This window comes from Mesorhizobium mediterraneum, from assembly GCF_002284565.1.
In the GTDB taxonomy this organism is placed as follows: Bacteria; Pseudomonadota; Alphaproteobacteria; order Rhizobiales; family Rhizobiaceae; genus Mesorhizobium; species Mesorhizobium mediterraneum.
In genome coordinates, this window is sequence record NZ_NPKI01000025.1 from 16,522 (window position 1) to 39,105 (window position 22,584).

Genomic DNA, 22,584 nt, shown 5'->3' on the forward strand with positions numbered 1-22,584 from the left:
ACGCCGATCGCGGCATCAACAGGCGTCAGTTGCGACGACGCGCTTCCCCGGCGCCAGCGCATGGCGGAGGCCGCCCTCCCCTTCCGATATCTCAAGTCTTGGCACCCACAGTCGCGACATCGGTAAGCGCAAATCCCGCATCTATGGTCAGGATCGGCGCTTGGTAGGATTTCGCGGTGGCATAATGGAAGCAATCGGCAAGATTGAGCGCACTATTGCGTTCAGCGTCCGGATAGCGGTGCCGTCCATAGCGATCGAAGGCTTGCAGCGCGGCGGTCAACTCACGGCTCGAAATCGCCAGAACCTCGACCCCAGCCGCTTCAAGGAACTCCTGCACTCGCGCTTCAGCTTCTGCCATGGGAATGCGCTTTTTGCGAAACAGCCCAACAGTCGCTTCCCATGCAGCCACGACCGATGTGATCGGCCGCGGCGAGCGCGCGGCATCTAGCGCCGCCGCAAGGTTCTCGGCCCCAGGCTCTTCCGTCACAATTGCGATGATTGCCGACGCATCGACGAACATCAGTAGTCGCCGCTGAGGTCATCGAAAAACGCCCGGTCTGCCGCAAGGCCGGTGTCCGGATAGGCCGCAATTTTCGCGCGCAAAGGCTTCAGCCGCTCCCACAGAGGGATCGCCTCCTCGGCACGGCGCAGTTCGTTTTCCAGGGCCAGCTTCACGGCAGCCGTCTTGTTCAACCGCGTGCGCGCCGCCAATTTTTCGGCAAGCATATTTACCTCTTCACTGCGAATGTTGAGCGGCATAGCGAATTCTCCTATGTGTAGACGTACATATAGAAACGCCAACACGTGATGGCAACCGCCCATCAGGAGAGCATAAGGTTTTGTGTGCGGCGGAATGCGAACGTAGCCAAGAAGAACCTGTTCTTGGGGCCACGTCTGATTGCCCGCGGCCGGTCATGTATTTTAACTCGAGCGGCGATGTTTTGGGCGAAATCGTTTCGTCGAAGAGTTCTGTGCGCCAGATGCCACGACCGAAGCGGGGATCGTGACGCGCGGTCTCAGCCGGATTTATGCTTCGCACGGCGATCCACGCCCTGCAGGGCTAGCGACGTTATAATCGTCAGGTTGGCCCGACTGCCTTGCCGCTGGCTATGAAATGCGGATTGGCGAAGTCCTCGTCATCGCTCTGATTGCGCTTGCCGTAGGCCAGCGGTTTGCCATCAAGCGTGCGCGTCATGCCGCCGGCGGCGCGCAGCACCGCATCGCCGGCCGCGGTATCCCATTCCATGGTGCGGCCGAAGCGCGGATAGACGTCGGCCTCGGCGCCGGCGACAAGACAGAATTTCAGCGACGAGCCGACCGAGACGATCTCGGCAGCGCCTACCGTGCGGATATAGGCTTCGGTCTCGGGCGTGTTGTGGGACCGGCTGGCGACGATGGTCAGTGGCGCCACACCGGCCCTGGCCGAAATCGGCCGACGGCCGATGATCTGGTAGTCGCCATCGACTTCGATTGCTTCCGCCCTGCCCGGCCGGCCGGAAAAAAAGCGTCCGGTGCATGGCGCAAAGACCACGCCGATCTCCGGCACGCCGTGGCGGACGAGCGCGATGTTGACGGTGAAGTCGGTCCTGCGGTTGACGAATTCCTTGGTGCCGTCGAGCGGATCCACCAGAAAAAAGGCGTCGTCGAGGTCGGGCGGCACGATGCCGGCCGATGCCTCTTCCTCAGCCACGCAATGGATGTCGGGGAACGCGGCGCGCAAGCCGGCGAGGATGATCTTTTCGCTCTCGCGATCGGCCTCGGTCACCGGCGAGCTGTCTGATTTCTGATCGACCGCGCAACCAGCATCGAAAACCCGCATCACCTCTCGCCCCGCCGCCAAGGCAAGGCGCTCGAACACGCCGAGCATCGCTTCGTCGTCAGATGCCGCCGCCGCTATCGTATTGGTTTTCGGCAATGTCGCGCTCGTTCAGCCAGAGTTCCAGGGCCTCTACCATCTCCTCGGCAGACTTGCCGAGTGTCTTGAGATGGATTTCGGGGTTTTCAGGAGCCTCATACGGGGAATCGACGCCGGTGAAATTCTTGATTTCGCCATTCAACGCCCGCGCATAGAGACCCTTCGGATCGCGTCTGGCGCATTCCTCAAAGGGTGTATCGACAAACACCTCGACGAATTCACCGTTGGCCATCATCTCCCTGGCCATGCGCCGCTCCGCGCTGAAGGGCGAAATGAAGGAAACAATGACGATCAGCCCGGCATCGGCCATCAGGCGCGCCACTTCCGCAACGCGGCGAATGTTTTCGACGCGGTCGGCGTCGGTGAAGCCAAGATCGCGATTGAGGCCGTGGCGAACATTATCGCCATCCAGGATGTAGGTGTGGCGGCCGGTGGCGAACAGCTTCTTCTCGAAGAGGTTGGCGATGGTCGACTTGCCCGAGCCCGAGAGCCCGGTGAACCAGAACACGGCAGGCCGCTGGTTCTTCAGATCGGCGCGGCCGTGCTTGCCGACATCGAGCGATTGCCAGTGAATGTTTTCGGCGCGGCGCAGCGAATGCAGGATCATCCCGGCGCCGACCGTGGCGTTGGTGATGCGGTCGATCAGGATGAAGGCGCCGGTCGTGCGGTTCTCAGCGAAAGTGTCGAAGGCGATCGGCGCCCGCGTCGAGATGTTGCAGATGCCGACCTCGTTCATTTCGAGCGACTTGGCCGCCTCATGGGCAAAGTCGTTGACGTTGACGCGGTATTTCAGGTCGGTGACGGTGGCACTGGTCTGATCGGTCTCGGTCCGCAGGATGTAGGAGCGGCCCGGCAACAGCGCATGCTCATCGAACCAGACGATGTTGGCGGCGAACTGGTCGGCGACCTGAGGCCGCGCCGCCGGCGACACCAGCATATTGCCGCGCGAGACCTCGACCTCGTCGTCGAGAACTAGGGTGATGGCTTGGCCGGCAACCGCTTGGCTCAGATCGCCGCCATGCGAGACGATGCGCCTGACGTGAGCGGACTTGCCGGATTTGGCGACAACAACCTCGTCGCCTGTTGAGACGGAACCGGAAGCAATCGTGCCGGCAAAACCGCGAAAATCGAGATTGGGGCGGTTCACGTACTGCACCGGAAAACGGAACGGCAGTTCGACAACGGCTTCATCGACCGACACGGTTTCCAGATGTTCGATCAGCGTCGGCCCGGAATACCACTTCGTCTTGTCCGAGCGGCTGGTGACGTTGTCGCCGTAACGGGCAGACATCGGGATGGGCACGATCGTCTGGAAGCCGAGCTTGTGCGAAAATTGCCTGAAATCCTCGATGATTCGTTCGAAGACGGCCTTGTCGAAGCCGACGAGATCGATCTTGTTGACGGCGAGCACGATGTGCCGGATGCCCAGCAGCGAGGCGATGATCGAGTGGCGCCTTGTCTGGCGCAGCACACCTTGGCGAGCGTCGATCAGCACGATGGCCAGATCGGCGGTCGACGCGCCTGTCGCCATGTTGCGCGTGTATTGTTCGTGGCCGGGCGTGTCGGCGACGATGAATTTGCGCTTCGGCGTGGCGAAAAAGCGATAGGCGACATCGATTGTGATGCCCTGCTCGCGCTCCGCCTCTAGGCCATCGACCAGCAGCGCGAAATCGACGTCGTCGCCCGTCGTCCCGTGCTTGCGCGAATCACGCTCAAGCGCGGCAAGCTGGTCCTCGAAAATCTGCTTGGTGTCCGAAAGCAGACGCCCGATCAGCGTCGACTTGCCGTCGTCCACGGAACCGCAGGTCAGGAAGCGCAGCAGCGACTTTCGTTCCTGCACCGCAAGATAGTCACGAATGCCGTCGGTGGAGGCGAGGCTCTTGGCCATGATGTGGCGCATGCTCAGAAGTACCCCTCGCGCTTCTTCTTTTCCATCGAGCCCGCTTCATCCCGGTCGATCAAGCGGCCCTGGCGCTCTGACGTGCGCGCGGTGAGCATTTCGCCGACGATGGCCTCCAGCGTATCGGCGTCCGATTCGATCGCGCCGGTCAGCGGATAGCAGCCAAGCGTGCGGAAGCGCACCAGCCGGTTGTCCACTGTCTCGCCGGGGCGCAATACCATGCGGTCGTCATCCCTCAGAATGAGCATGCCGTCACGTTCGACGACCGGCCGCTCCTTGGCGAAATAGAGCGGCACGATCGGGATGTCTTCCTGGAGAATGTACTGCCAGATATCGAGTTCGGTCCAGTTCGACAATGGAAAGACCCGGATCGATTCGCCGGTCGCGATGCGGGTGTTGAATATCTTCCACATCTCCGGCCGCTGATTCTTCGGATCCCAGACGTGCTGGGCGTTGCGGAAGGAGAATATCCGCTCTTTGGCGCGCGACTTCTCCTCGTCGCGGCGGGCACCGCCAAAGGCTGCATCGAAGCCGTACTTGTCGAGCGCCTGCCGCAGCGCCACGGTTTTCATCACATGGGTGTGGGTGTTCGAGCCATGATCGAAGGGATTGATCTTGTCGCGCACACCATCTTCGTTGACGTGGACCAGGAGATCGAAGCCGAGCTTTTGCGCCATCTGATCGCGAAAAGCGATCATTTCGCGGAATTTCCAGGTCGTGTCGACGTGGAGAAAGGGAAACGGCGGTTTGGCGGGATAAAACGCCTTCATCGCAAGGTGCATCAGCACGGAGGAATCCTTGCCGACCGAGTAGAGCATGACCGGCTTGGCGAACGCCGCCGCAACCTCGCGAAAGATATGGATGGATTCAGCCTCGAGCCGCTGAAGGTGCGTAAGCGCGATGTTCATGGACTGTGAGCGTTCTCTCGTGCCATCCAGACCTTGCATCGATGCATCGGGCGCAGTTCGCAGCTACCCGGTTCAAGCTTCATTTCTGGACAATGTTTTTTTCGTTTTTTCGTGCAGGCGTTCTAGCAGATCGCCAATGTCTATAACAATGCAAGACAAGCCTGCCCTAGAGTGGTTCGGGAATGAATTTTCCACGCTGGGGCCAGATCTCGGAAATTCCTGCTCAATGGGCTAAGGGACCTAGTGGCCCAAGAAAAATATTCGCGGGGGCGAGATCAACGTCAACTCGGGCTATCCTCTCCTGCGGTCACGAGTGGTGGATTAAGCCGCACTCTCGATTTTGATGGCAGGCCCGGCCCTGCCGTACTATCGAAAACCATGATCAGCCGCTATACCGGCTCCTGAATGAGCCACCGCGCGTAGCGCATGGGCATGAAATCTTGAAGATCATTGCACCAGCCACGGTCAAGTTAAATCCTCATCTCAAAAGATCCCGAAGAATGCGAATTATACCCTTGGACCGGCTTTCATCGATAAAACAACAATTCACACCGGCACGGGTCAATATCTACTTTTCCATTCTTTGCTTCTTTTCTCCCTCCGTTTTGGGATCGGTGGTTAGTTTTGCATTCAATGGCGGCGGCCTGTGGTCGACCCTACTCATTGCACTGAAGAGACGGCGCTTCAATGTCGATCGGCCCATGGCCGCCCTCACCGTCGCGATCTATGCCTTTTGCGGCGCCGTTGTCCTCGCCTCCATCGTCAACAACTCGATTGCGAGGGATGCGACGCATCTTGTACCGTTGATCACCTTCCTGTTTTTCCCCTTCTCATATTCGGTCTGGAGCATTTCGCAGAAAACCACCCTTGCCCGCGTCATCATACTGAGCAGCATGGCCGCTTGCTTCGGCGCATTGCTGCTGACGGCCATCCAGTACTATTGGCTCGGCATGCCGAGGGTTGAAGGTGGTGCTGGAAATCCGATCGTGTTCGCGACGGTCACCTGCCTTAGTGTTTTGGTATGCATGGCTGGCGCTTTGTCGGGAATCGAAAAGGCCAGGAGCCTTCTCGCCTGCGCGGCGCTGGCCGGAACAATCGCCATCCTCTACTCCGGTTCGCGTATCATCTGGCTGGCGATGCTGATTGCAGGCATAGCCGTGCTGCTGATCAATCGGCAGAAGCTAAGGGGCAAGTACGTCCTTCGTCTGTTGTTGATACTGGGCTTGGCCGGCCTCGCGATCGCTGCCTTTGGATTCCAAACAATATTGGAGCGGGCCGAGTTCCTCCGTTCCGACTGGGAGGCGCTCACGGCGCATGGCAACTACGGCACCGCCTTGGGATTTCGCGTTGCTATGTGGCAAATTGGCCTCGACGCATTTCGCGAAATGCCGCTTTTCGGACATGGGGTGGGCGCGACGCCACTGCTGATAAAACAGGGATTTCTTGACCAATTCGGCATGGATAAAGGCTTCGGCCACTTCCACAACGGCTTTCTGACCGCACTGGTGGAAGCCGGAATCGTGGGAGCTGTCGCGCTGGCGGCCATCCTTATCGTTGCCGCTAAAAATGCTGCCACAGTGCTGCGCATCAGTGCCGATCCGGTCGAGCGGTTCGGCGCCACCATGATCGTCATTGTGGTGATCACCTATCTCTCAGGCGGAATGGTGGGCATTCTTATCGGTCATGATATTCTGGATTCGGTGCTGATGGCATTCCTGGTGTCGGGGACATATCTTGCATCGGGGCGCACCCTTCCGATAACGGAAGAACGAACGCTGCCGGTGACACCGGCGGGCCCATAGAGATTCGGCGACAGCAATGAAGGTGTTGGTGACAGGCGCCACAGGGTTCATCGGGCGCATTGTCGTGCGACACCTCCGAGACGCGCAGTTCGAGATCCGGATCGCCTCCCGGCGCCCGGAAAAGCTCGGTTCGGGAAACGACATCCTCCGGCTGCCGAATTTCGACGCGCCTGCCGAGGCCTTTGCGACGATCCTGAAAGACGTCACGCATGTCGTCCACTGCGCTGGGTTGAACAACGATCGTGGCAATCCAACCGAAGCCGATTACCTGAAAGCCAATGCCGAATTGACCGGGCAGCTCGCGCGCGCCGCGGCTGCACAGGCCAACGGACGCTTTATTTACCTGTCTTCGACCCGGGCTGTGGTCGGCGCCGGCTTCAGCGGGAGGCTCGACGAAGAGACTATCCCTGCCCCGCAATGCGCCTATGGGCGTTCGAAACGCGAAGGCGAGATCAGGGTCCTGGACGCTTATGCATCGTCCGGCCGCTCCGATGCCGCAATGCTGCGCCTGCCGCCGGTCTACGGATCTGGCATGAAGGGAAATCTGGCGACACTGATGCGCTTGGCCGACACCGCCTTGCCGCTGCCCGCAGCGGCCCTGGCGGGCGTCCGCTCGCTGATATCCTCCGAGGCAGCGGCCCGGGCGGTTTTTCACCTGTTGACCCATTCGATCCCGCTTCGCCCCGTCTATATCGCCAGCGATATACGGCCAATCCCGGTCGCCGCCATCATCGAAGCCTTTCGACAAGGCTTTGGGCGGCCGAAACGCCTGGTTGCGGCCCCTGCCGGCCTGATACGGCCGGTCGCATCGTTGCTGGGCAAACGCAAATTTTGGGACAGCCTGACCGCAACGCAGATATGCGATCCGTCCCTGCTCATTTCGGAGGGCTGGCTGCCGGAAACCGATACGATCGAGCGACTGACCGCAATAGCGCGGCTAAGCAGACTTGCTCAGGTCCGATAGATCGTTCCAAGCAGAATCCTGACATCGAGGCCGAACGACGCCGCCTCGAGATAAGCGGCATCGGTTTCGGCACAGAGCATCGGGACCGACATGTCGATGCCTCGAATCTGAGCCAAGCCGGTTATGCCCGGAAGCATGGATGACACGCCCAACTGCTTGCGACGCTCGATCAGCTCCGTTTGTGTGGGCAAGCATGGACGTGGCCCGACCAGGCTCATTTCCCCCTTAAGGACGTTCCAGAGCTGCGGCAATTCATCAAGCTTGAACCGCCGCAAGACTTTTCCGACCACTGTAACCGAACTTGCCGGCGCCTCGTGCGAGGGCAAGGACGGCGTCCCCAGATACATCGTTCTCAGCTTGTGGCAGCGAAAAAGCCCGCCGTTGCGGCCTACCCTCGTCTGGGAAAAGATTGCAGGCCCGGGTGACGATAGCCGAATAGCCAGGATGGCAAGCAACAGGATAGGCGACGTGATCAGCAGCAGCAGGGCCGCCAGCACGAGGTCGAAGGTCCGCTTCGCTGCCCCCATGAACATGCATTAAATCCGGCCGGAGATGATTGCCAAATAGAGCCCGAAGGTTCCAAAAGGCGTCTGCCGATAGACGCCGCTTTGGCGCAGATAGCTCAGGCGACGGAAGATATTGCCCTTTCGCGCCAGGATGAACAAGCCTAGGCACGCAGCCGCGTCTGTCGTGAGAAGATCACGATTGGCGGCCAGACCACTGAGATTCTCATCCGTCCAATTGGCAAATCCGCCTTTCAGCAGATGTGCGAGCCGGGAAAATCTCGCCCTCCACGAAACGTTGGCCCCGACCAAATTTGCCCCATGCTGGCGGTAGCGCACCAGAGGCCGCGGATCATACCGAACGATGCCGCCTGCAGCCGTTACGATGAGGTAGGCCCACCAATCGTGACTGACAAATCGGGTCTTTGACGACGCCTTGGCCAGCAGGTCGCGTGCCGCGCCGTTGATCATGATGGTGTTGCCGCCGGCAATGCTTTGCACGAGAGCGTTGCGGAAGGACGGCGGCCGTTGGAACAGAGGCGAGCAGCCGATCACGCTTCCGGTTTCGGTCATGGTTGCGGTTCTGGAGCAGAACATAGCCGGTATTTTTGCGTCCAGCGTCCGCATCCAGCGGACAGCGCTTTCCAACCTGTCCGGCTCCCAAATGTCGTCCTGATCGCAAAAGGCATAGTAGTCCGCCTCGATCCGCGGATCGACGATCATTGATCGAAAATTGGCAGCGAAACCCTGGCGGGGGCCGTCCACCAAGGTCAGCCGACCCTTGTGCCAGCGGGGTTTCCAGGCGCCGATGAGGGCGGTCGTGCCGTCGGTCGAACCATCATCGGAAATCCACAGATCGACGGGGGAATGCGACTGCGCGAGGAGAGAGCCGAGCTGTTCTTCGATGAAAGCCGCGCCGTCCTTCGTGCCCATCAGTATGGCAACGCGCTGATCTTGTTTGCTCACGATTGTGGTGTCATCTGCAAATGCCTGAGAACGGCTATCGGATTTTTTCCCATCATCCAATCACAACCGCCCGAAGGGTCCTATCCTGCATGTCCAATTCTTTTCGGACCTGTTGGCCGACGTGCGTCACCCGGGGATCTTTCTGCTTGATGGAGCCCTTCCAGCACGGCAAGCGCCGAGCCCTTGTCCTGGCTCTTCATCGCTGTCTGCAGCGCCGTAAGCGCGGTCTCGACCCGCGGCCAGTCGACAACATCCGTCCTGAGGCCAAAAACCTTGGAGGTGCTGAGCTCAACGACTTCTTCATCTTCGCCGTGAAGCGTTTCATGAAGTTTCTCGCCTGGCCTTATCCCGGTGAACCGGATTGGGATATCCGTGTAGGGGCTCTTTCCAGCCATGCGGATCATCGTCTCGGCGACTTCAACTATGGACACCGGCTTGCCCATATCGAGCATATAGACGGCATAGTCGTCCCTGCCCTGTCGCGACGCCGCATCGGCTGCCGACATGATGACGAGGTCGACGGCTTCGGCCACCGTCATGAAATAGCGCGTCATGCGCCGATCCGTAATGGTGACAGGCCCTCCAGCCTCGATCTGCGCCTGGAATATGGTCGCCACTGATCCATTGCTGCCAAAAACGTTGCCGAACCGGACGGCAATGAACTTGGTGCCGGAATGATGCCCCCCCGGTTGATACCCGTTTGGTTGGACCGCATGGCTTTCATGCAAGGCGCTCACGATCTGCTCGGCTGCTCGTTTTGTCATGCCAAGCACAGATGTCGGATCCACCGCCTTGTCACTCGAGACAAGCACGAATTGCGGAACCCCGCATTTGGCGGCTACCTCTGCACAGACAAGCGTTCCGAAAACATTGGTCTGGATCGCCGCATCCCAGTTTTCCTCGAGCAGGGGGACGTGCTTGAGCGCGGCGGCATGAAAGATGATGCAGGGTTTGAATTCGCTTATGACACGCGTCATTTGCCGCCGGTCCGCCACATCGACTATGCGGGCCTTGAGACGATCGTGGTCTTTCTCGTCAATATATTGGCTCAACTGGAAAATGCCGAACTCGGAGAGATCGGCGACCAGCACCGCCTCGGCGCCCAGTTCCAGCGACCGCCTGACCAAAGTTCGCCCGATGGAGCCGGCGCCGCCTGTCACCAGGACGCGCTTGCCGCGGACAAAAGTGCCGATACGCTCGATATCGGAAGGCACCGCTGGACGGCGCAGGATCGTTTCCATCTCGACGGCGTCGAGAACCAGCTTTCCTCCTTGCCCCAGTTCGGAAAATCCCGAGAATTGCACAACGGCTATGCCACTATGCCGGGCGACACGAACTAGCTCCGAATACTCCTCGATCTCCCGCCCGGCACCATTTCCGAAAATCAGCAGGTCCAGGCTTTTCGTGCCCCTTGTGTAGTCCTCTAGGAATTCCGTCAAACGGGGGCGGACTGCCACCACCGGAACCCCTTGAATCCGGGTGCCCAACGGCGCGTCGTTCTCGATCGCCATGACCCCTGCGATGGAATAGTCCCCAGGCTGCGCCGTGCGCGTAAAGCGAATGATCAGATCGGCCTCGCCGAGCCGGCCGACGAACAGGGCTTGCTTCGTCAATCCCTTGTCGGCGGCCCTGTTCAGGATACGCCAGCTCGCTCCGTCACGAAGAAAGCGGTAGAAGAGCCGAGGCGCCGATATGATCGTGAAGGACACGAGGAAGAAGACGATGAACTGGCGCTCGTTGATGCCCGTCACCGGCTTGAAGAAACGAAACGACAGTGAGGCGCAATAGAGCGCGACGGTCAAAATCGCGCAGCTCTTCAGGATGTTGAAAAAGTCCGGCGTCGAAGCGAAGCGCCAGACCGTGTTGTAGAGGCCGCAATATCTGAACAGCAAATGGCTGGAAACGACGATGCACGCCCAGGTGGTCAGACCCTCGTAGGAAAAAGCTTCGAAAGAGAGGTTGGACCGCGACAAAACCAGACTGAGCGCGACCGCGACCAGGACCATGACGGCGTCCTGGATCATGATAAAGGCGCGCCGCATGTCCGGCCGAAGTCCGAATACGGCTTCTAAGTATGAATTCATTGCGCGGCACTACACTCCAGGATCGAGGACTGGCTGCCAGTGTGATACGGGCGAATTCGCCGCCGATCACGTTGGCTTGTCGTGCCAATCACCAGCCACCGATTGTATCGCATACTGCGGAGCCGCAGTCATCGCCAGCGATTTTTTTGAAGCCTAGTCTATGTGGCCGAGCGGGGCGGTATTGATAAGTCAACTCCGTGGTCTACAAACAGCATCGGGATTGGCTTGGTGGCCGGTTTATTCACAAAACCCGCACGATGCATCAGAGGTTGGGCATGGCATTCGTCGCGGCATGGCGACTCAAGGCGACGGGCTCATCGGGATGTTATGTCTCCTTTGAGCTTTTGTCCGCAACCTTAGCAGTTGCGGCAATCTCCGCATTGCTGGCTTTTCACAACATCGACTTTCCGTTCGGTGTCCATCCCGACGAAGCCATCAAAGTGGGATTTGCCTTTGGACAACCCGACAATTACCGCCATCCACCACTGCTGATCGTATTGGCGCGGTTTGCAGCATGGCTCGATGGTGCCGTGCATGACCGGGATTTTCGCTTGGCTGGCCGGACCGTCTGTGCATTTGCTTCCGTCGCGGCGAGCGTCCTCTTTTATCTCGTCTTGCGACGATATGCGGACAAGCTCAACGCTTTCCTGTGGGGTTGCGTTTTTGCGGCGTCACCGGCCATCACAATCCACGCGCACTACTTCAAAGAAGACGCAGTTCTTATTTTCGCGATCTGCATAGGATTGCACGCGCTTGTGCGACTGAGAGAGCGCACCGACAGCGTCGACCTTCTTTATTTCGGGTTCGCATTGGGGCTCGCAATCACGGCCAAGTATGTCGGAGTCGCCAACAGTTTGGTGCTGTTCGTTGTGGCGATCACATATTGCAAACTGGAGTGGAGACAAGCCGCGATCGTTGCCGCAGTCGGCGCACTGACCGTTCTGGCTGTCTATACCGCGTCGCTTTTGACCGAAACCGGCAGCGGGCTTTCGACCATACTCCGAGGCTTCGTTATTGAACTAAACCATGTTGAAGAAGGGCACGATCTGAAAGAGTGGTTTTTCGAGGGCTACGGGCTGACTCACTTCCGTTATCACCTGATTCCCAGCCTCACGGTGCCGACGATGGTGATCTCACTGGGAGCAATCGCCATCGCTATTCTTGGCGATCGCAACAGGGCTGTCGCCGCTTTCGCGGGCGCGGCCATTGCGTGGCTTTTCATGCTCGAGCTCTCGCCGCTCAAGATCATAGGCTCCATGCGTTATGTTTTGCCCGTGGTAATCTATCTGCTTCTGGCGGCCGGCATTGCCTGCTCCAAAGCGATAGCGCCCAGGTCGCATTGGATGAGCGCCGGCCTGGGGCTTCTGGCCATGGCCGCCAGTTCTCATGCCAGCATCGAGTACACCGGATCTATGAGCAGGGAAAATGATACCCGCTTCGCAGCGATGCGTTTTCTCGAAACCCGGGGCATTACCCGTTTCTTTGCGGATTATTTAATGGGAGAGCCGGCACCCGAGACACGGGACTATCGAGATTTGTCGTCGGTCGACTATCTCGTATCGCAGAGATTTGCGCGATATCTGCGCGGCGGAGGTCTGAGCGAGCAACCCCAGCTTACCTACGTGCTGGCCGGCATGTTTCGGTGTCTCGACGGCCATGTCGCGGCGCAGTTCTCAAGATTGTACGGCGACTACGCATACGTGGCACCCACCGTGAAGATTTATGATCTGCGGCAAGCGCGATTTTGTATCCCGGATCCTGCCGAACTTGGACCTTGATCAGCCCGGTTTGCACTGGTTTGCTGTGGGGCTCGAAGAGTGCCAAGCGCCAAACACGATAGTGCTAAGCCCCAAATTGATATGGCAAAAATCTAGCCTATATCACAACATATTTGAAAATAAATCTTCAACAATTGTTCCATCCGACAAGTACATCTTCATATCATTTTCGCCTACGAAAAAAGACGCGTACTCATTTTCAATAAATCCGTCGTCCTTGAGCGACAGCCAGCGGCGGATGTGCCAGGATGTATTTTGATGCGCATCTTGCTCCTGCCGGAATCTTGCCCTAGCCTGTTCCAGCTTCTTTAGGAAATGATCGTATGTGCGAACAGGGAAATGGCGAATGAGAGCGCGGTCCGAGACCGAACGTTCGCCAATTTCATGTTCGATGCTGTGATTCCCACGGGCAATGGAACGCAGTCCCTGCAACGGGAAGAGCATTTTCCCGGGCATGCTTCGAAGCATGATTGGCAACTGCGTTGAAAGCGGCCTAGCCACCCTGTAGCGTGCAGCAAGGAGCGGGTTCTTAGCAAATTCAGAAAATTCAGCCTTCAGTGGCACCATATTGTGCCTTGGGCACATCAAAGGGCATTGCAGTTCATCTGCAATTTCCTTGAAGGTTGATCCTAATCCTGAAATGAACTCGTCGGCATCCAGACTTATCGCAAGATCTATCCCTCTTTGAGATAGGCATTCCGCCAAACGTCCCGCCCATACATCCTGCCTATAGTCGGTGTTCTCCTCGGAGAGAATCGTCATTGGAATATCTTTTGAAAGGTCCTCAATTATATCCCGAGTTCCATCGGTGGATAGATTGTCAATTATCCCAAAGTAATCAAATCCCTGACTTTCATGAAATCTCAAATTTTTTTCAATGACGTCGGCCTCGTCCCGCACGATCATTATCAAACCTAGCGTTTTCACTATTCTATTTTTCTCGATTTGATTCTATCAAAATGACTTCGATCGCGGGAAAGCGCCAAATCAATCAAAAGACGTCCCGGCATTTTTCTGGGTTCTTTCGGCAACATCATCTTCATACGAAACGGTGAGCATGGGCTCCAGGTTGAGATAGCCTATTGCAAGCAGATCTGGCTCAGGCGAAACGCGAAAAAGCTCGGCGTCCACAACCCTATGCATCGTGTAGGTTTCACCTGCAACTGTGCCGGTTACCTCGCAATTTGCGACATAGGTTCCCGGGAGAAATCTACAGTCAAATTCGAACCGTACGTGGCGCGTTGTCGTCTTCGATACCGACCTCAACTGCGATCCGGGTGTACGATTGCTATTGGCGCCTCCAAGGCCAACACCATTGAGCAACTTGATGAACATTCCAAACCCAACATTGTTGGCTTCTGCCGAGAAATCTACAAAGTATTCAAATACATAGCGTTTTCCAAGCTGTAGAGTGTTCACACGCTCTCCAGCGAATGTGAGAATCCGAATATCACGGATACGGGCACCCCGTTCTTCCAGATGTATAACTGATTGCGACACAAGTGTCGGATCAAAGTGCTCTGCATATTTGACCATTTGAACTTGATCTTGAATTTGAGGCAGCGAAGGTCCAGCCTCTTGGCCAGAGTTTGGCAACGAATCCGTGGTTATCTCGTCCCCATCGGCAGCCGGGGTTGTTTGTTGAACCAATATCCCCGTTTGAGCGGGATTCAGATCTGGCATTCCTACAATGGCCGCGCGGACCTCGCCGGCCGCCTGGGTACTCGCATTCACCAGTCGCTGGTATTGGTTGACCACCGCCTTCGCGGGCCCTTCGAATATCTTCTCGCCAGCATCAATCAGCATGGCTCGCGTGCACAATTGAACGATCGTCGATGCGCCGTGGCTGACGAACAGGATGGTGCCTCCCCTGTCCTTGATCTGCTCGATGCGGGTGAAGCATTTGCGTTGGAACGCCTCGTCGCCCACGGCAAGCGCTTCGTCCACCACCAGAATATCCGGGTCGACATTGATTGCGGTGGCAAATGCTAGCCGCACATACATGCCTGAAGAATAGGTCCTCACCGGCTGATCAATGAAGGGGCCGATGTCGGCGAAGCGTGCAATGTCGTCGAAGCGCCACTCCATCTCCTTGTGCGGCACGCCAAGGATGGAAGCATTGAGGAAGACGTTCTCGCGACCAGTGAACTCGGGATTGAAGCCGGCGCCAAGTTCGAGCAGTGCGGCGACGCGACCGTTGACCTCGACCGAACCGCTGGTCGGCTGCAGCGTGCCGCAGACAATCTGCAACAGGGTCGACTTGCCGGAGCCGTTGCGACCGATGATGCCGACTGTCTCGCCATGACCGATCTCGAACGAGACACCTGACAAGGCAGCGAAATCGCGAAAATAGCGGCGCGGCGGACGACCGACCAGCCGCTCAAGCCGCGGCACCACCATCTGCTTGAAGCGATCCTCCGGCCGCTCGAACATGACATAGTGTTTCGACACATCGCGCACGCGGATGGCGACATCCGAACCGTGGTCGCCACCTTCTACGCCCGATTTATCAGAGAACATCGGCAAAGCCCCTGCGGGTCTTCTGGAAAAATTCATAACCTAGAAACGCTACCGCGGCCGACACCAGTGAGTAATAGCCAAGCGCTGTCCAGTTCGGCTGTATACCGAAGATGACCACATCACGAAAACTCTCGACGGGAATCGCGAGCGGGTTGAGCGAAAGCCAAGGTTGCAGCCATGTCGGCAGCGACGTCCTCTGAAAGAACACCGGCGATAAGAACATCGTCGCCGTCACCAGCGGCGCCACGATCTGGCTCATGTCGCGAAAATAGACGCCAACCGATGCTAACATCCAGGCGATGCCGAGCACGAGAACAATCAGCGGTGCGAACACTACCGGCGCCAATACCACCGTCAGCGGGATTTTGCCGAACACGATGTAGGCAAAAACGAGCAGCACCAGAAGGCTGACGGCCGCATGGAACAAGGCCGCGCCGGCCGAAACCACGGGCAAGATCTGGATCGGGAAGATAATCTTCTTGACGTAGTTGACGTTGGCGACAATTAGCCCGGACGCCAGCGACACCACCTCTGCAAAAAACTGGAATACGATCAGTCCGCAAAACAAGATGACCGCAAACTCGCCGGTCGAATGCGTGGCATTCTGCTGGTCAGGGGTCGTCCAGTGCGATTTCAACACCACGCCGAAAACGAATGTGTAGACGGCCAGCATGAACAGCGGATTGAGGAGCGACCATAAAAGGCCGAGCACCGAACCACGGTACCGCCCGGCGATCTCGCGACGGATGAGAGAGAGAATCAATGTCATAACGTCCTTTTTTCATCTCCCTCCTGGCGACCAGAAGGTCCCTAAAGCCAGCGAACTGTTGTGCTCGTTCAGGTCGGGAACAGTAAGCCCATGTCCCCAGCTTTCCTGATAACCCAAGCCGCCCACGACGCTTTAACAACCGCGTCACAATACAGGCACGTCGTTCTCGACTGAGGAATACCTATGGATTTCCTGTCCTTGAAGGATGACGCTCGATGCAACAAAACCTTGGCTCCGCGCGATCGGGCAGAACGTCCTCTCGATCGCATGGGCGAGGGTGCCGTCTTGCTGACCGTTTTCCATTTCGAAAGTGAGGCTCGCTTCGGGAATCACTCTCAAAGGCGCAAGTGCCTGCGGCACAAACCAAAACATCGAACCGGCAAAAAATCCCAGCTCAAAATTCTCGTCGGAATCGAAAATAGTCATCTCTTGGAGCAACCGGCGCATCGTCTGACGATTTGCACCCCAGAACCGATCATTGGTTAGATAATATCGATGTGGGCCGACGATGCCGACTTCGCCGGTTCTGAGCAATTTTATGGATCTTAGTACCGTCAATGAATCGCCTGCAACAGACCGGTACAACCTATCTCTCCAAACGACTCCATTGGCGCTATACGTACTCATCTTGGAATGGATTTTTAAGACCGCTTTATATCGGTCAAGCACACCGCTTCGATAAACCGAAATGAACGGACCAACATCCCGACCTCTATTCTCCGAGCAGTAAATTGAAATGCTCTGAGCCAAACAGCAGAATGTTGAGAGTATCTTTGGGCAGTCGGCTTCAGCCGAAGTCGTCACATAGAGATCGAATGGAGCAACAATGTTTTGTAACAATCGATGAATATCATCGATCATTTCAATATAGTAAAGATGTAGGACTACCGCGACATCAACCTGCCCAGCCCTCGTCTTCCGCCACTGCGCCAATTTTGCTGACGGAATAGGTCTTCTATCAATCTTAAGGGCAGAAAGGTTGTCACTCCCACGCGCATAGCTAGCTCGGCTACGTCCAACCATTTCTTGTACCGAACCAAGGCGCTCTCTCTCGCAAAATTCATCGACGAAACCCAAGTCGATTTGATGGGGGTTCTCCCTTAAAACCTCAAGCTTCACATAGCCCAATTCGCGTGCAACAAGCCCCGCCAGATGGTGCACGGGATTAAAGTTCTGAATTGGCGGCGTTGCACTAGAAACGACATCTAGCTTGTCGGCATACTGCTTCTTGTCGCCTTCGCTCCAGCCATGGCTAGCGTCTTCAATTTGCTCAAGGGACGGCTGTAAGAGAGTTGTAACCACAGCATCATTACGTCTTAGCTCCGAGGATAAACCGAGCTCAAACTTCAGAATTGTGTCGATTTTTGAGTTAGTTGGCTCTATACTGTTCATGAATGCTATAAACCAAGGTCGCCTAAGAATACTCGATCCTAAAAATAACAAATACGACTGAACATGCCAAGAAAACTGCAAAGACTCGGTCGCCCCAACCACATCATGGGCAGAACCCAACTCGGACATCCTACTTAACGCACGCCTAAAAACATCGCGTGATAGGATTACAAAGCTGGAATTTATCAGCAATATGTTGCCGACTTCCCAATTTTCTAACGCGTAAGTCAATCCAACGCGGTAGCTATAGAAATCATATCCAAAATTAGGGCGCCTTATTATTGTGAGATTAGGTAAGTTTTCTATCAGATCGAGAGCAATTTTGCTAGTCGTCACAAGAACGACTCTGTCAAAGAACCCACAGAGAGAACTCAATAGGTCAAAAAAATTGGGTTCGACGCGATCATTTACATCGAAGTGAGCAACAACGGCTACGCTATCCACTGTAACCACGTCCCTTCTGCCGCAAACGACGATATAGATATCTGGCCATGGCATGCAGTGTTGGAGACTGTCGAAGTACCGCTGATGCTCTTTCGGCTATTCGGCCGGGAGGTCGAATATTTAGAAAAATCTCCTTAGGTATGGGGGTACTCGAAATCTCCCCGTGGTTGGTCATTGCCACAAGCCGATCGAATAAACGCGATCGAGCTGCATCAATCCCGACAGGTTCGCTGGCTGGGTGAAAGAACTTCCCCCGAAGCGTTTCTTCCAGATATGAGAGGCCCCATTGCTGGTCGGGTTCCAGATAGCACCCTTCACCCCATTCATTCCACGCGTTGACAAAGATAAGGCGATTGTCAGGTTCAGCATGATCCTGCCTGGCTTGAAAGCGTAAGAAGCGAAGCCACTCACCAAATAGTTTAGGCGTTGAGTTAACAATTATCGTCGGGTTGTTCTGTCGGCGCGCAGTATTGTCCCAACCTGGAATGATAGCCCTAAACATTTTGAAGGATGGCCTCAGGCGATTGGCGCTTTGGGCGATCATTTTTCGATAGTCAACGATACCGCCAGAGAAGTTGGGATTTGTAATAGCGGGAAATTCAGACGGGTGATTCTGAGGTCCGTTAAATTTGTGTGGCGGAAACTCGACCAGCGAGTCGGCCCCAACTTCTTCGGGTGCGGATATGTCGTAGAAGTCGACCACGCAAATATGGAGGCCTGGAAATCCATGAGCGGTGACACGATCACGCCATATAGAAAACCAGCGTTGGGGGTTCGGTATCTCTTTGGCCCGATAAACTACCAACAGAGGCGCACCGTCAATTTTGATATATCTTTGGTCACCGAAGTAAGCCAGCATCCCGTCGATAAATGCTTCGGCATCTCCTTCGGCATACTTTTGCTCGAGCAAGACATTTTTCGTGTCGCCATCCCAAGCACGCGTCCAATTTTCATTGGCCCAGCACATGCAAAATTTGAAATCTAAATCACTTTCTAAAAATAGATTGGCAGGCGTTTCCAGTACCCTTCTGCCGCTGAACCAATAGTGATAAAAGCAAAACCCATGCAATCCGTATAGCTTTGCAATTTCCACCTGTTCCCGCATGGTATTCGGGTGGGTAAGATCGTAGTATCCCAAATCACGGGGAATTTTTGGCTGATTGTGGCCAACGAAGTTTGGAGTGGCTCTGGCAACATTTGTCCACTCTGTGAACCCTGGCCCCCACCATTCAGAATTTTCGTCTATTCGATGAAATTGAGGCAGGTAAAAAGCTATTAATTTGGAATCATCTTCTTCGATATTTACTGTTTCTTGCTCTTCCGGAATTTTGGAAAAGGCCTCGAACGAAGCTGAGTGATTGCCGGCTTCGTGTGCGGAACTCGACAATTCGCCGTTTGATCGAATTTCGAGCGCTAGTTTTTCGGTCTTAAAATTCTGTATTTGATAATTTAGATCAAACACAAGGTTTTGATTTTTTTGAAGTTCGCGCGTTAGATAGTTTGATTCCTCCGTCAAACGTAGAAAATCCGCGCGCTCCTCTGTTAGTTGCGCGGCCAACACCTGAACTTCTGAATCTTTTTGCCTTTGCTCAGATGTCAGTCTCGCTATCTCGTCTTCGCGCTGTTCGATTAATTGCCGCTGGGCGGTGTTTTCTCGATTGAGCACCTGAAGACGCGCATCAAGTTCAGGGAAGAATGCATCGCCGAAGACGGGAGCGACCGCATCAAACTCAGCTTTGATGCGGTCCAGAATTGCCATGGCCGTGGCATCATTGGCATGTATCTCCAGAGCCTTGAGTGCAGAGTAAGCATCTTTCACCCAGTTCCCGATGCGCTCGTCCGCCAAGAGCATGCCGTCACTCGCTACGTGGTGCTGGTGATCGGTTGAAATATGGGCGTCGACTTCAGCGGCGGCTTCCTCGATTGGCCGTGGCCAGACAAGATCGAGCGCAGTACCGATCTTTTCTAGGGCCAGTCGCCAATTTTGTACCATCCCCTCGTAGGATACGAACACGCGCGGCGCCCCGCGCGTCGAACACTCGGCTTCCAATTCATGGCGAAGCCAAAGCAGCGCACCGAACCCCAGCGTTGACCCGCCCCGTTTGCCCAGCGAGGCGATGACCGCAAGCGGATTGCGACTTGCAAGCACGTATCGCTGATCGATTTTCATCGACTTCAAGACGTCCGCATACAGCGGCACGAAACGCGAGATGCGCGGCTCCTTAAGCACCAGGAGCGGTGCGTTGCCATATTCCTCGTCGATCAACCGTGCGATCTCGGCCCGATAGAGTCGGGCACGCGCCTTCGACAGGTCGCTCAGATCGAAAGCCCGCCAGTCATCCCATCGGCTGCCAGCCTCGGCCAGCATCCGGTCATGGAGTTCCATAAGCCGCAGCGGCTCCCAGTGGCCTGTTTCGTTGGTTGGATTGGCGCCGAGCATATTCTTCGGTAACCCGGCGCCGAGCAGGCTGATCGCCCTGGTCAGTGCACTGGTGCCGGAACGGTGCATGCCGAGCACCATAATACAGGTGCGCTTGGCGGCGGTCGGTTTGGCTTTGGCTCGCGCCTTCGCCGCTGCTTTGTCGGCGGCACGTGGCGCGGGCGTCGCACTACGCAAATTTTCCGGAGATGGTTGCTTGTTCATGCTGTCAATGTCTGTCTCGTCTCTCCGATCAGAAGACGACGGACCACCTCTTTCGTCGATTCTCGCCATTCCGGCGCCGTCCATCCGAACTCGGACGTGAATTTCGTCCTCGCTAGGCGAGAATTCGCCGGGCGCTGCGCCTTGGTCGGATAATCCACAGTGGCGATATCCCTCACCCGCGCATAGGGGCCACCAAACGCCTGGCTTGTGTCCAGGATATGACGGGCAAAGCCGCTCCAGTTGGTCTCGCCGGTTCCAGCCAGATGATAGACACCGTATGAGGCAAAGTCCTTGTTTCCATGCAGCATCGCCGCGACATGCAAGATCGCGTCAGCGATATCAAGCGCCGAAGTGGGATTTCCCCACTGGTCGGCCACCACCGCTAACTCGTCGCGATCGGCAGCGAGGCGCAGCATCGTCTTGACAAAATTCCTGCCAAACGGGCTGTAGACCCATGCCGTGCGCAGGATGAGATGGCGCGGATTGGCCTTGGCGACCGCCTGCTCGCCGGCGAGCTTCGAGGCGCCGTACACGCTGCGCGGAGCGGGCTCGTCTTCTTCTACATAAGCCCCCTCGCCGCTCCCATCGAAGACATAATCGGTCGACAGATGGATCACCGGTGCACCGATCCGTGCTGCAGCCGCGGCGACATGGCCGGCGCCGATGCCGTTAACGGCGAAGGCAAGGTCCGGTTCGTCCTCAGCCTGGTCGACGGCGGTGTAAGCGGCGGCGGACACGACCAGGTCGGGTCGGGTAGCCACAAGCGCCCGTTCGATCGTCTCCGGCTTCGCCAGATCGAGTTCAGGCCTGCCGAGGGTGACGACCTCGACATCCGGGTGCGTGCGCGCACGCTCGACAAGGCTGCTGACAACCTGGCCCTCGCGTCCGGTGACGACAAGCCTCACGCGGCGCCCTTCCGCGCTTCGCCCAACCGCTCGCCGGCGTACTGCTCGCGTCGGATCGGACCCCACCACCACTCGTTCTGAAGATACCAGTCCACCGTCCTGGCGAGGCCGCTGTCGAAGGTCTCGCGCGGCGTCCAGCCGAGATCACGCTCGATCTTCGAAGCGTCGATTGCGTAGCGCCGGTCATGGCCCGGGCGGTCGGCGACGAAGGTGATGAGATCGCGATAGCGTCGGCCGGCAGAACGCGGCCGCCTGCTGTCGAGGATGTCGCAGATCGCCTCGACCACCGCCAGATTGGTACGTTCCGAGCCGCCGCCGATATTGTAGCTCTCGCCAACCGCCCCCTGGGTCGCGACCATCGCCAAGGCGCGCGCATGGTCCTCGACGAAAAGCCAGTCGCGCACGTTCGCGCCGGCGCCATAGACCGGCAACGGTTTTTCGTCGAGCGCGTTCAATATGACGAGCGGGATCAGCTTTTCGGGGAAATGGAACGGACCGTAATTGTTCGAACAGTTCGACAGGACGACCGGTAGGCCGTAGGTGTCATGCCATGCACGCACCAAATGGTCGGATGCGGCCTTCGACGCCGAATAGGGCGAAGACGGTGCATAGGGCGTCTGTTCGGTGAAGACGCCGCTGTCGAAGGGCAGATCGCCGAACACCTCGTCGGTCGAAACATGATGGAAACGAAAACGGTTTTTCTTCTCGTCGGGAAGTCTGCGCCAATATTCCAGGGCCGAATTGAGCATTCGGTAGGTTCCCACGATGTTGGTCTCGATGAACGCGCCCGGCCCGTCGATCGACCGGTCGACATGGCTTTCGGCGGCAAGATGCATGATGACGTCGATGTCTTCGCGGTGCAGCATTTCCAGAATCGTCCTGTCGTCACAGATATCGGCGTGCACGAATCTGTAGTTGTGCGCGTTTTCGATCGGCCGCAACGAGGCGAGGTTTCCCGCATAGGTGAGCTTGTCGATGTTGGTCACCCGGTAGGCCGGATTGCCGCACAAATGCCGGCACACCGCCGAGCCGATGAAGCCGGCACCTCCAGTCACCAGAAAATTCATGCCGCTCTCCTCACGTAAACGTC

General features: G+C 56.8%; 18 protein-coding genes. 3 read left to right on the top strand and 15 right to left on the bottom strand.

Annotated features, from left to right (window positions below):
- Positions 1-91 precede the first annotated feature (91 nt).
- From CIT25_RS19275 to cysD, 5 genes are all read right to left on the bottom strand, one after another.
- Positions 92-520 carry a type II toxin-antitoxin system VapC family toxin gene (locus CIT25_RS19275; RefSeq protein ID WP_095486101.1) on the bottom strand — a complete coding sequence of 143 codons (429 nt, stop codon included), beginning with the start codon at positions 518-520 and terminating at the stop codon, positions 92-94.
- Complete coding sequence (locus CIT25_RS19280; protein ID WP_095486102.1) at positions 520-759, bottom strand: type II toxin-antitoxin system VapB family antitoxin; 240 nt, start codon at positions 757-759, stop codon at positions 520-522. The genes CIT25_RS19275 and CIT25_RS19280 overlap by 1 nt, the downstream gene beginning before the upstream one ends.
- Positions 760-1,078: 319 nt before the next feature.
- Positions 1,079-1,867 (bottom strand): 3'(2'),5'-bisphosphate nucleotidase CysQ, encoded by a 789-nt coding sequence (gene cysQ / locus CIT25_RS19285; protein ID WP_167391078.1) that lies wholly within the window; start codon positions 1,865-1,867, stop codon positions 1,079-1,081.
- A gap of 10 nt (positions 1,868-1,877) precedes the next feature.
- Entirely contained in the window at positions 1,878-3,815 is a 1,938-nt protein-coding gene (gene cysN, locus CIT25_RS19290) for a sulfate adenylyltransferase subunit CysN (RefSeq protein WP_167391074.1), read from the bottom strand.
- A 2-nt stretch (positions 3,816-3,817) separates the two neighbouring features.
- The gene (cysD, locus tag CIT25_RS19295; protein ID WP_095486105.1) at positions 3,818-4,723 is read right to left on the bottom strand and encodes a sulfate adenylyltransferase subunit CysD; all 906 of its coding nucleotides are present in this window, start codon (positions 4,721-4,723) and stop codon (positions 3,818-3,820) included.
- 614 nt (positions 4,724-5,337) lie between these two features.
- Between cysD and CIT25_RS19300 the strand changes: the two genes are divergently transcribed.
- Together CIT25_RS19300 and CIT25_RS19305 are read left to right on the top strand one after the other, a co-directional pair.
- Complete coding sequence (locus CIT25_RS19300) at positions 5,338-6,525, top strand: O-antigen ligase family protein (RefSeq protein ID WP_095486217.1); 1,188 nt, start codon at positions 5,338-5,340, stop codon at positions 6,523-6,525.
- A gap of 16 nt (positions 6,526-6,541) precedes the next feature.
- Entirely contained in the window at positions 6,542-7,489 is a 948-nt protein-coding gene (locus tag CIT25_RS19305; RefSeq protein ID WP_095486106.1) for an NAD-dependent epimerase/dehydratase family protein, read from the top strand.
- On the opposite strand, the gene CIT25_RS19310 is transcribed toward CIT25_RS19305, so the two are convergent.
- The 3 genes from CIT25_RS19310 to CIT25_RS19320 all read right to left on the bottom strand — a co-directional run bounded on the left by CIT25_RS19310 (position 7,477) and on the right by CIT25_RS19320 (position 11,000).
- Complete coding sequence (locus CIT25_RS19310; RefSeq protein ID WP_095486218.1) at positions 7,477-8,016, bottom strand: sugar transferase; 540 nt, start codon at positions 8,014-8,016, stop codon at positions 7,477-7,479. The two genes, CIT25_RS19305 and CIT25_RS19310, sit on opposite strands and share 13 nt — an antisense overlap.
- A 9-nt stretch (positions 8,017-8,025) precedes the next feature.
- On the bottom strand, positions 8,026-8,958 hold the full coding sequence (locus tag CIT25_RS19315; RefSeq protein WP_095486107.1) for a glycosyltransferase family 2 protein: 933 nt from the start codon (positions 8,956-8,958) through the stop codon (positions 8,026-8,028).
- Between the two features lie 80 nt (positions 8,959-9,038).
- The gene (locus tag CIT25_RS19320) at positions 9,039-11,000 is read right to left on the bottom strand and encodes a nucleoside-diphosphate sugar epimerase/dehydratase (RefSeq protein ID WP_095486108.1); all 1,962 of its coding nucleotides are present in this window, start codon (positions 10,998-11,000) and stop codon (positions 9,039-9,041) included.
- Between the two features lie 317 nt (positions 11,001-11,317).
- Here CIT25_RS19320 and CIT25_RS19325 point away from each other — a divergent pair, with 317 nt between their 5' ends.
- On the top strand, positions 11,318-12,820 hold the full coding sequence (locus CIT25_RS19325; protein WP_158302596.1) for an ArnT family glycosyltransferase: 1,503 nt from the start codon (positions 11,318-11,320) through the stop codon (positions 12,818-12,820).
- Between the two features lie 102 nt (positions 12,821-12,922).
- Here the strand turns inward: CIT25_RS19325 and CIT25_RS19330 are convergent, their stop codons facing one another.
- The 7 genes from CIT25_RS19330 to rfbB all read right to left on the bottom strand — a co-directional run bounded on the left by CIT25_RS19330 (position 12,923) and on the right by rfbB (position 22,561).
- Entirely contained in the window at positions 12,923-13,726 is an 804-nt protein-coding gene (locus tag CIT25_RS19330) for a glycosyltransferase family 2 protein (RefSeq protein WP_126103171.1), read from the bottom strand.
- 81 nt (positions 13,727-13,807) lie between these two features.
- Positions 13,808-15,340: an ABC transporter ATP-binding protein gene (locus CIT25_RS19335; protein WP_095486111.1), complete on the bottom strand. Its 1,533-nt coding sequence runs from the start codon at positions 15,338-15,340 to the stop codon at positions 13,808-13,810.
- On the bottom strand, positions 15,330-16,109 hold the full coding sequence (locus tag CIT25_RS19340; RefSeq protein WP_095486112.1) for an ABC transporter permease: 780 nt from the start codon (positions 16,107-16,109) through the stop codon (positions 15,330-15,332). Before CIT25_RS19340 ends, CIT25_RS19335 begins: the two co-directional genes overlap by 11 nt.
- Positions 16,110-16,253: 144 nt before the next feature.
- Positions 16,254-17,945: a rhamnan synthesis F family protein gene (locus tag CIT25_RS19345; RefSeq protein ID WP_158302597.1), complete on the bottom strand. Its 1,692-nt coding sequence runs from the start codon at positions 17,943-17,945 to the stop codon at positions 16,254-16,256.
- Entirely contained in the window at positions 17,938-20,589 is a 2,652-nt protein-coding gene (locus CIT25_RS19350) for a glycoside hydrolase family 99-like domain-containing protein (protein WP_206072964.1), read from the bottom strand. Before CIT25_RS19350 ends, CIT25_RS19345 begins: the two co-directional genes overlap by 8 nt.
- Positions 20,586-21,494 (bottom strand): dTDP-4-dehydrorhamnose reductase, encoded by a 909-nt coding sequence (rfbD, locus tag CIT25_RS19355; protein ID WP_095486114.1) that lies wholly within the window; start codon positions 21,492-21,494, stop codon positions 20,586-20,588. Before rfbD ends, CIT25_RS19350 begins: the two co-directional genes overlap by 4 nt.
- Positions 21,491-22,561, bottom strand: coding sequence for a dTDP-glucose 4,6-dehydratase (gene rfbB, locus CIT25_RS19360; protein ID WP_095486115.1), 1,071 nt, complete (start codon positions 22,559-22,561; stop codon positions 21,491-21,493). Before rfbB ends, rfbD begins: the two co-directional genes overlap by 4 nt.
- Positions 22,562-22,584 lie beyond the last annotated feature (23 nt).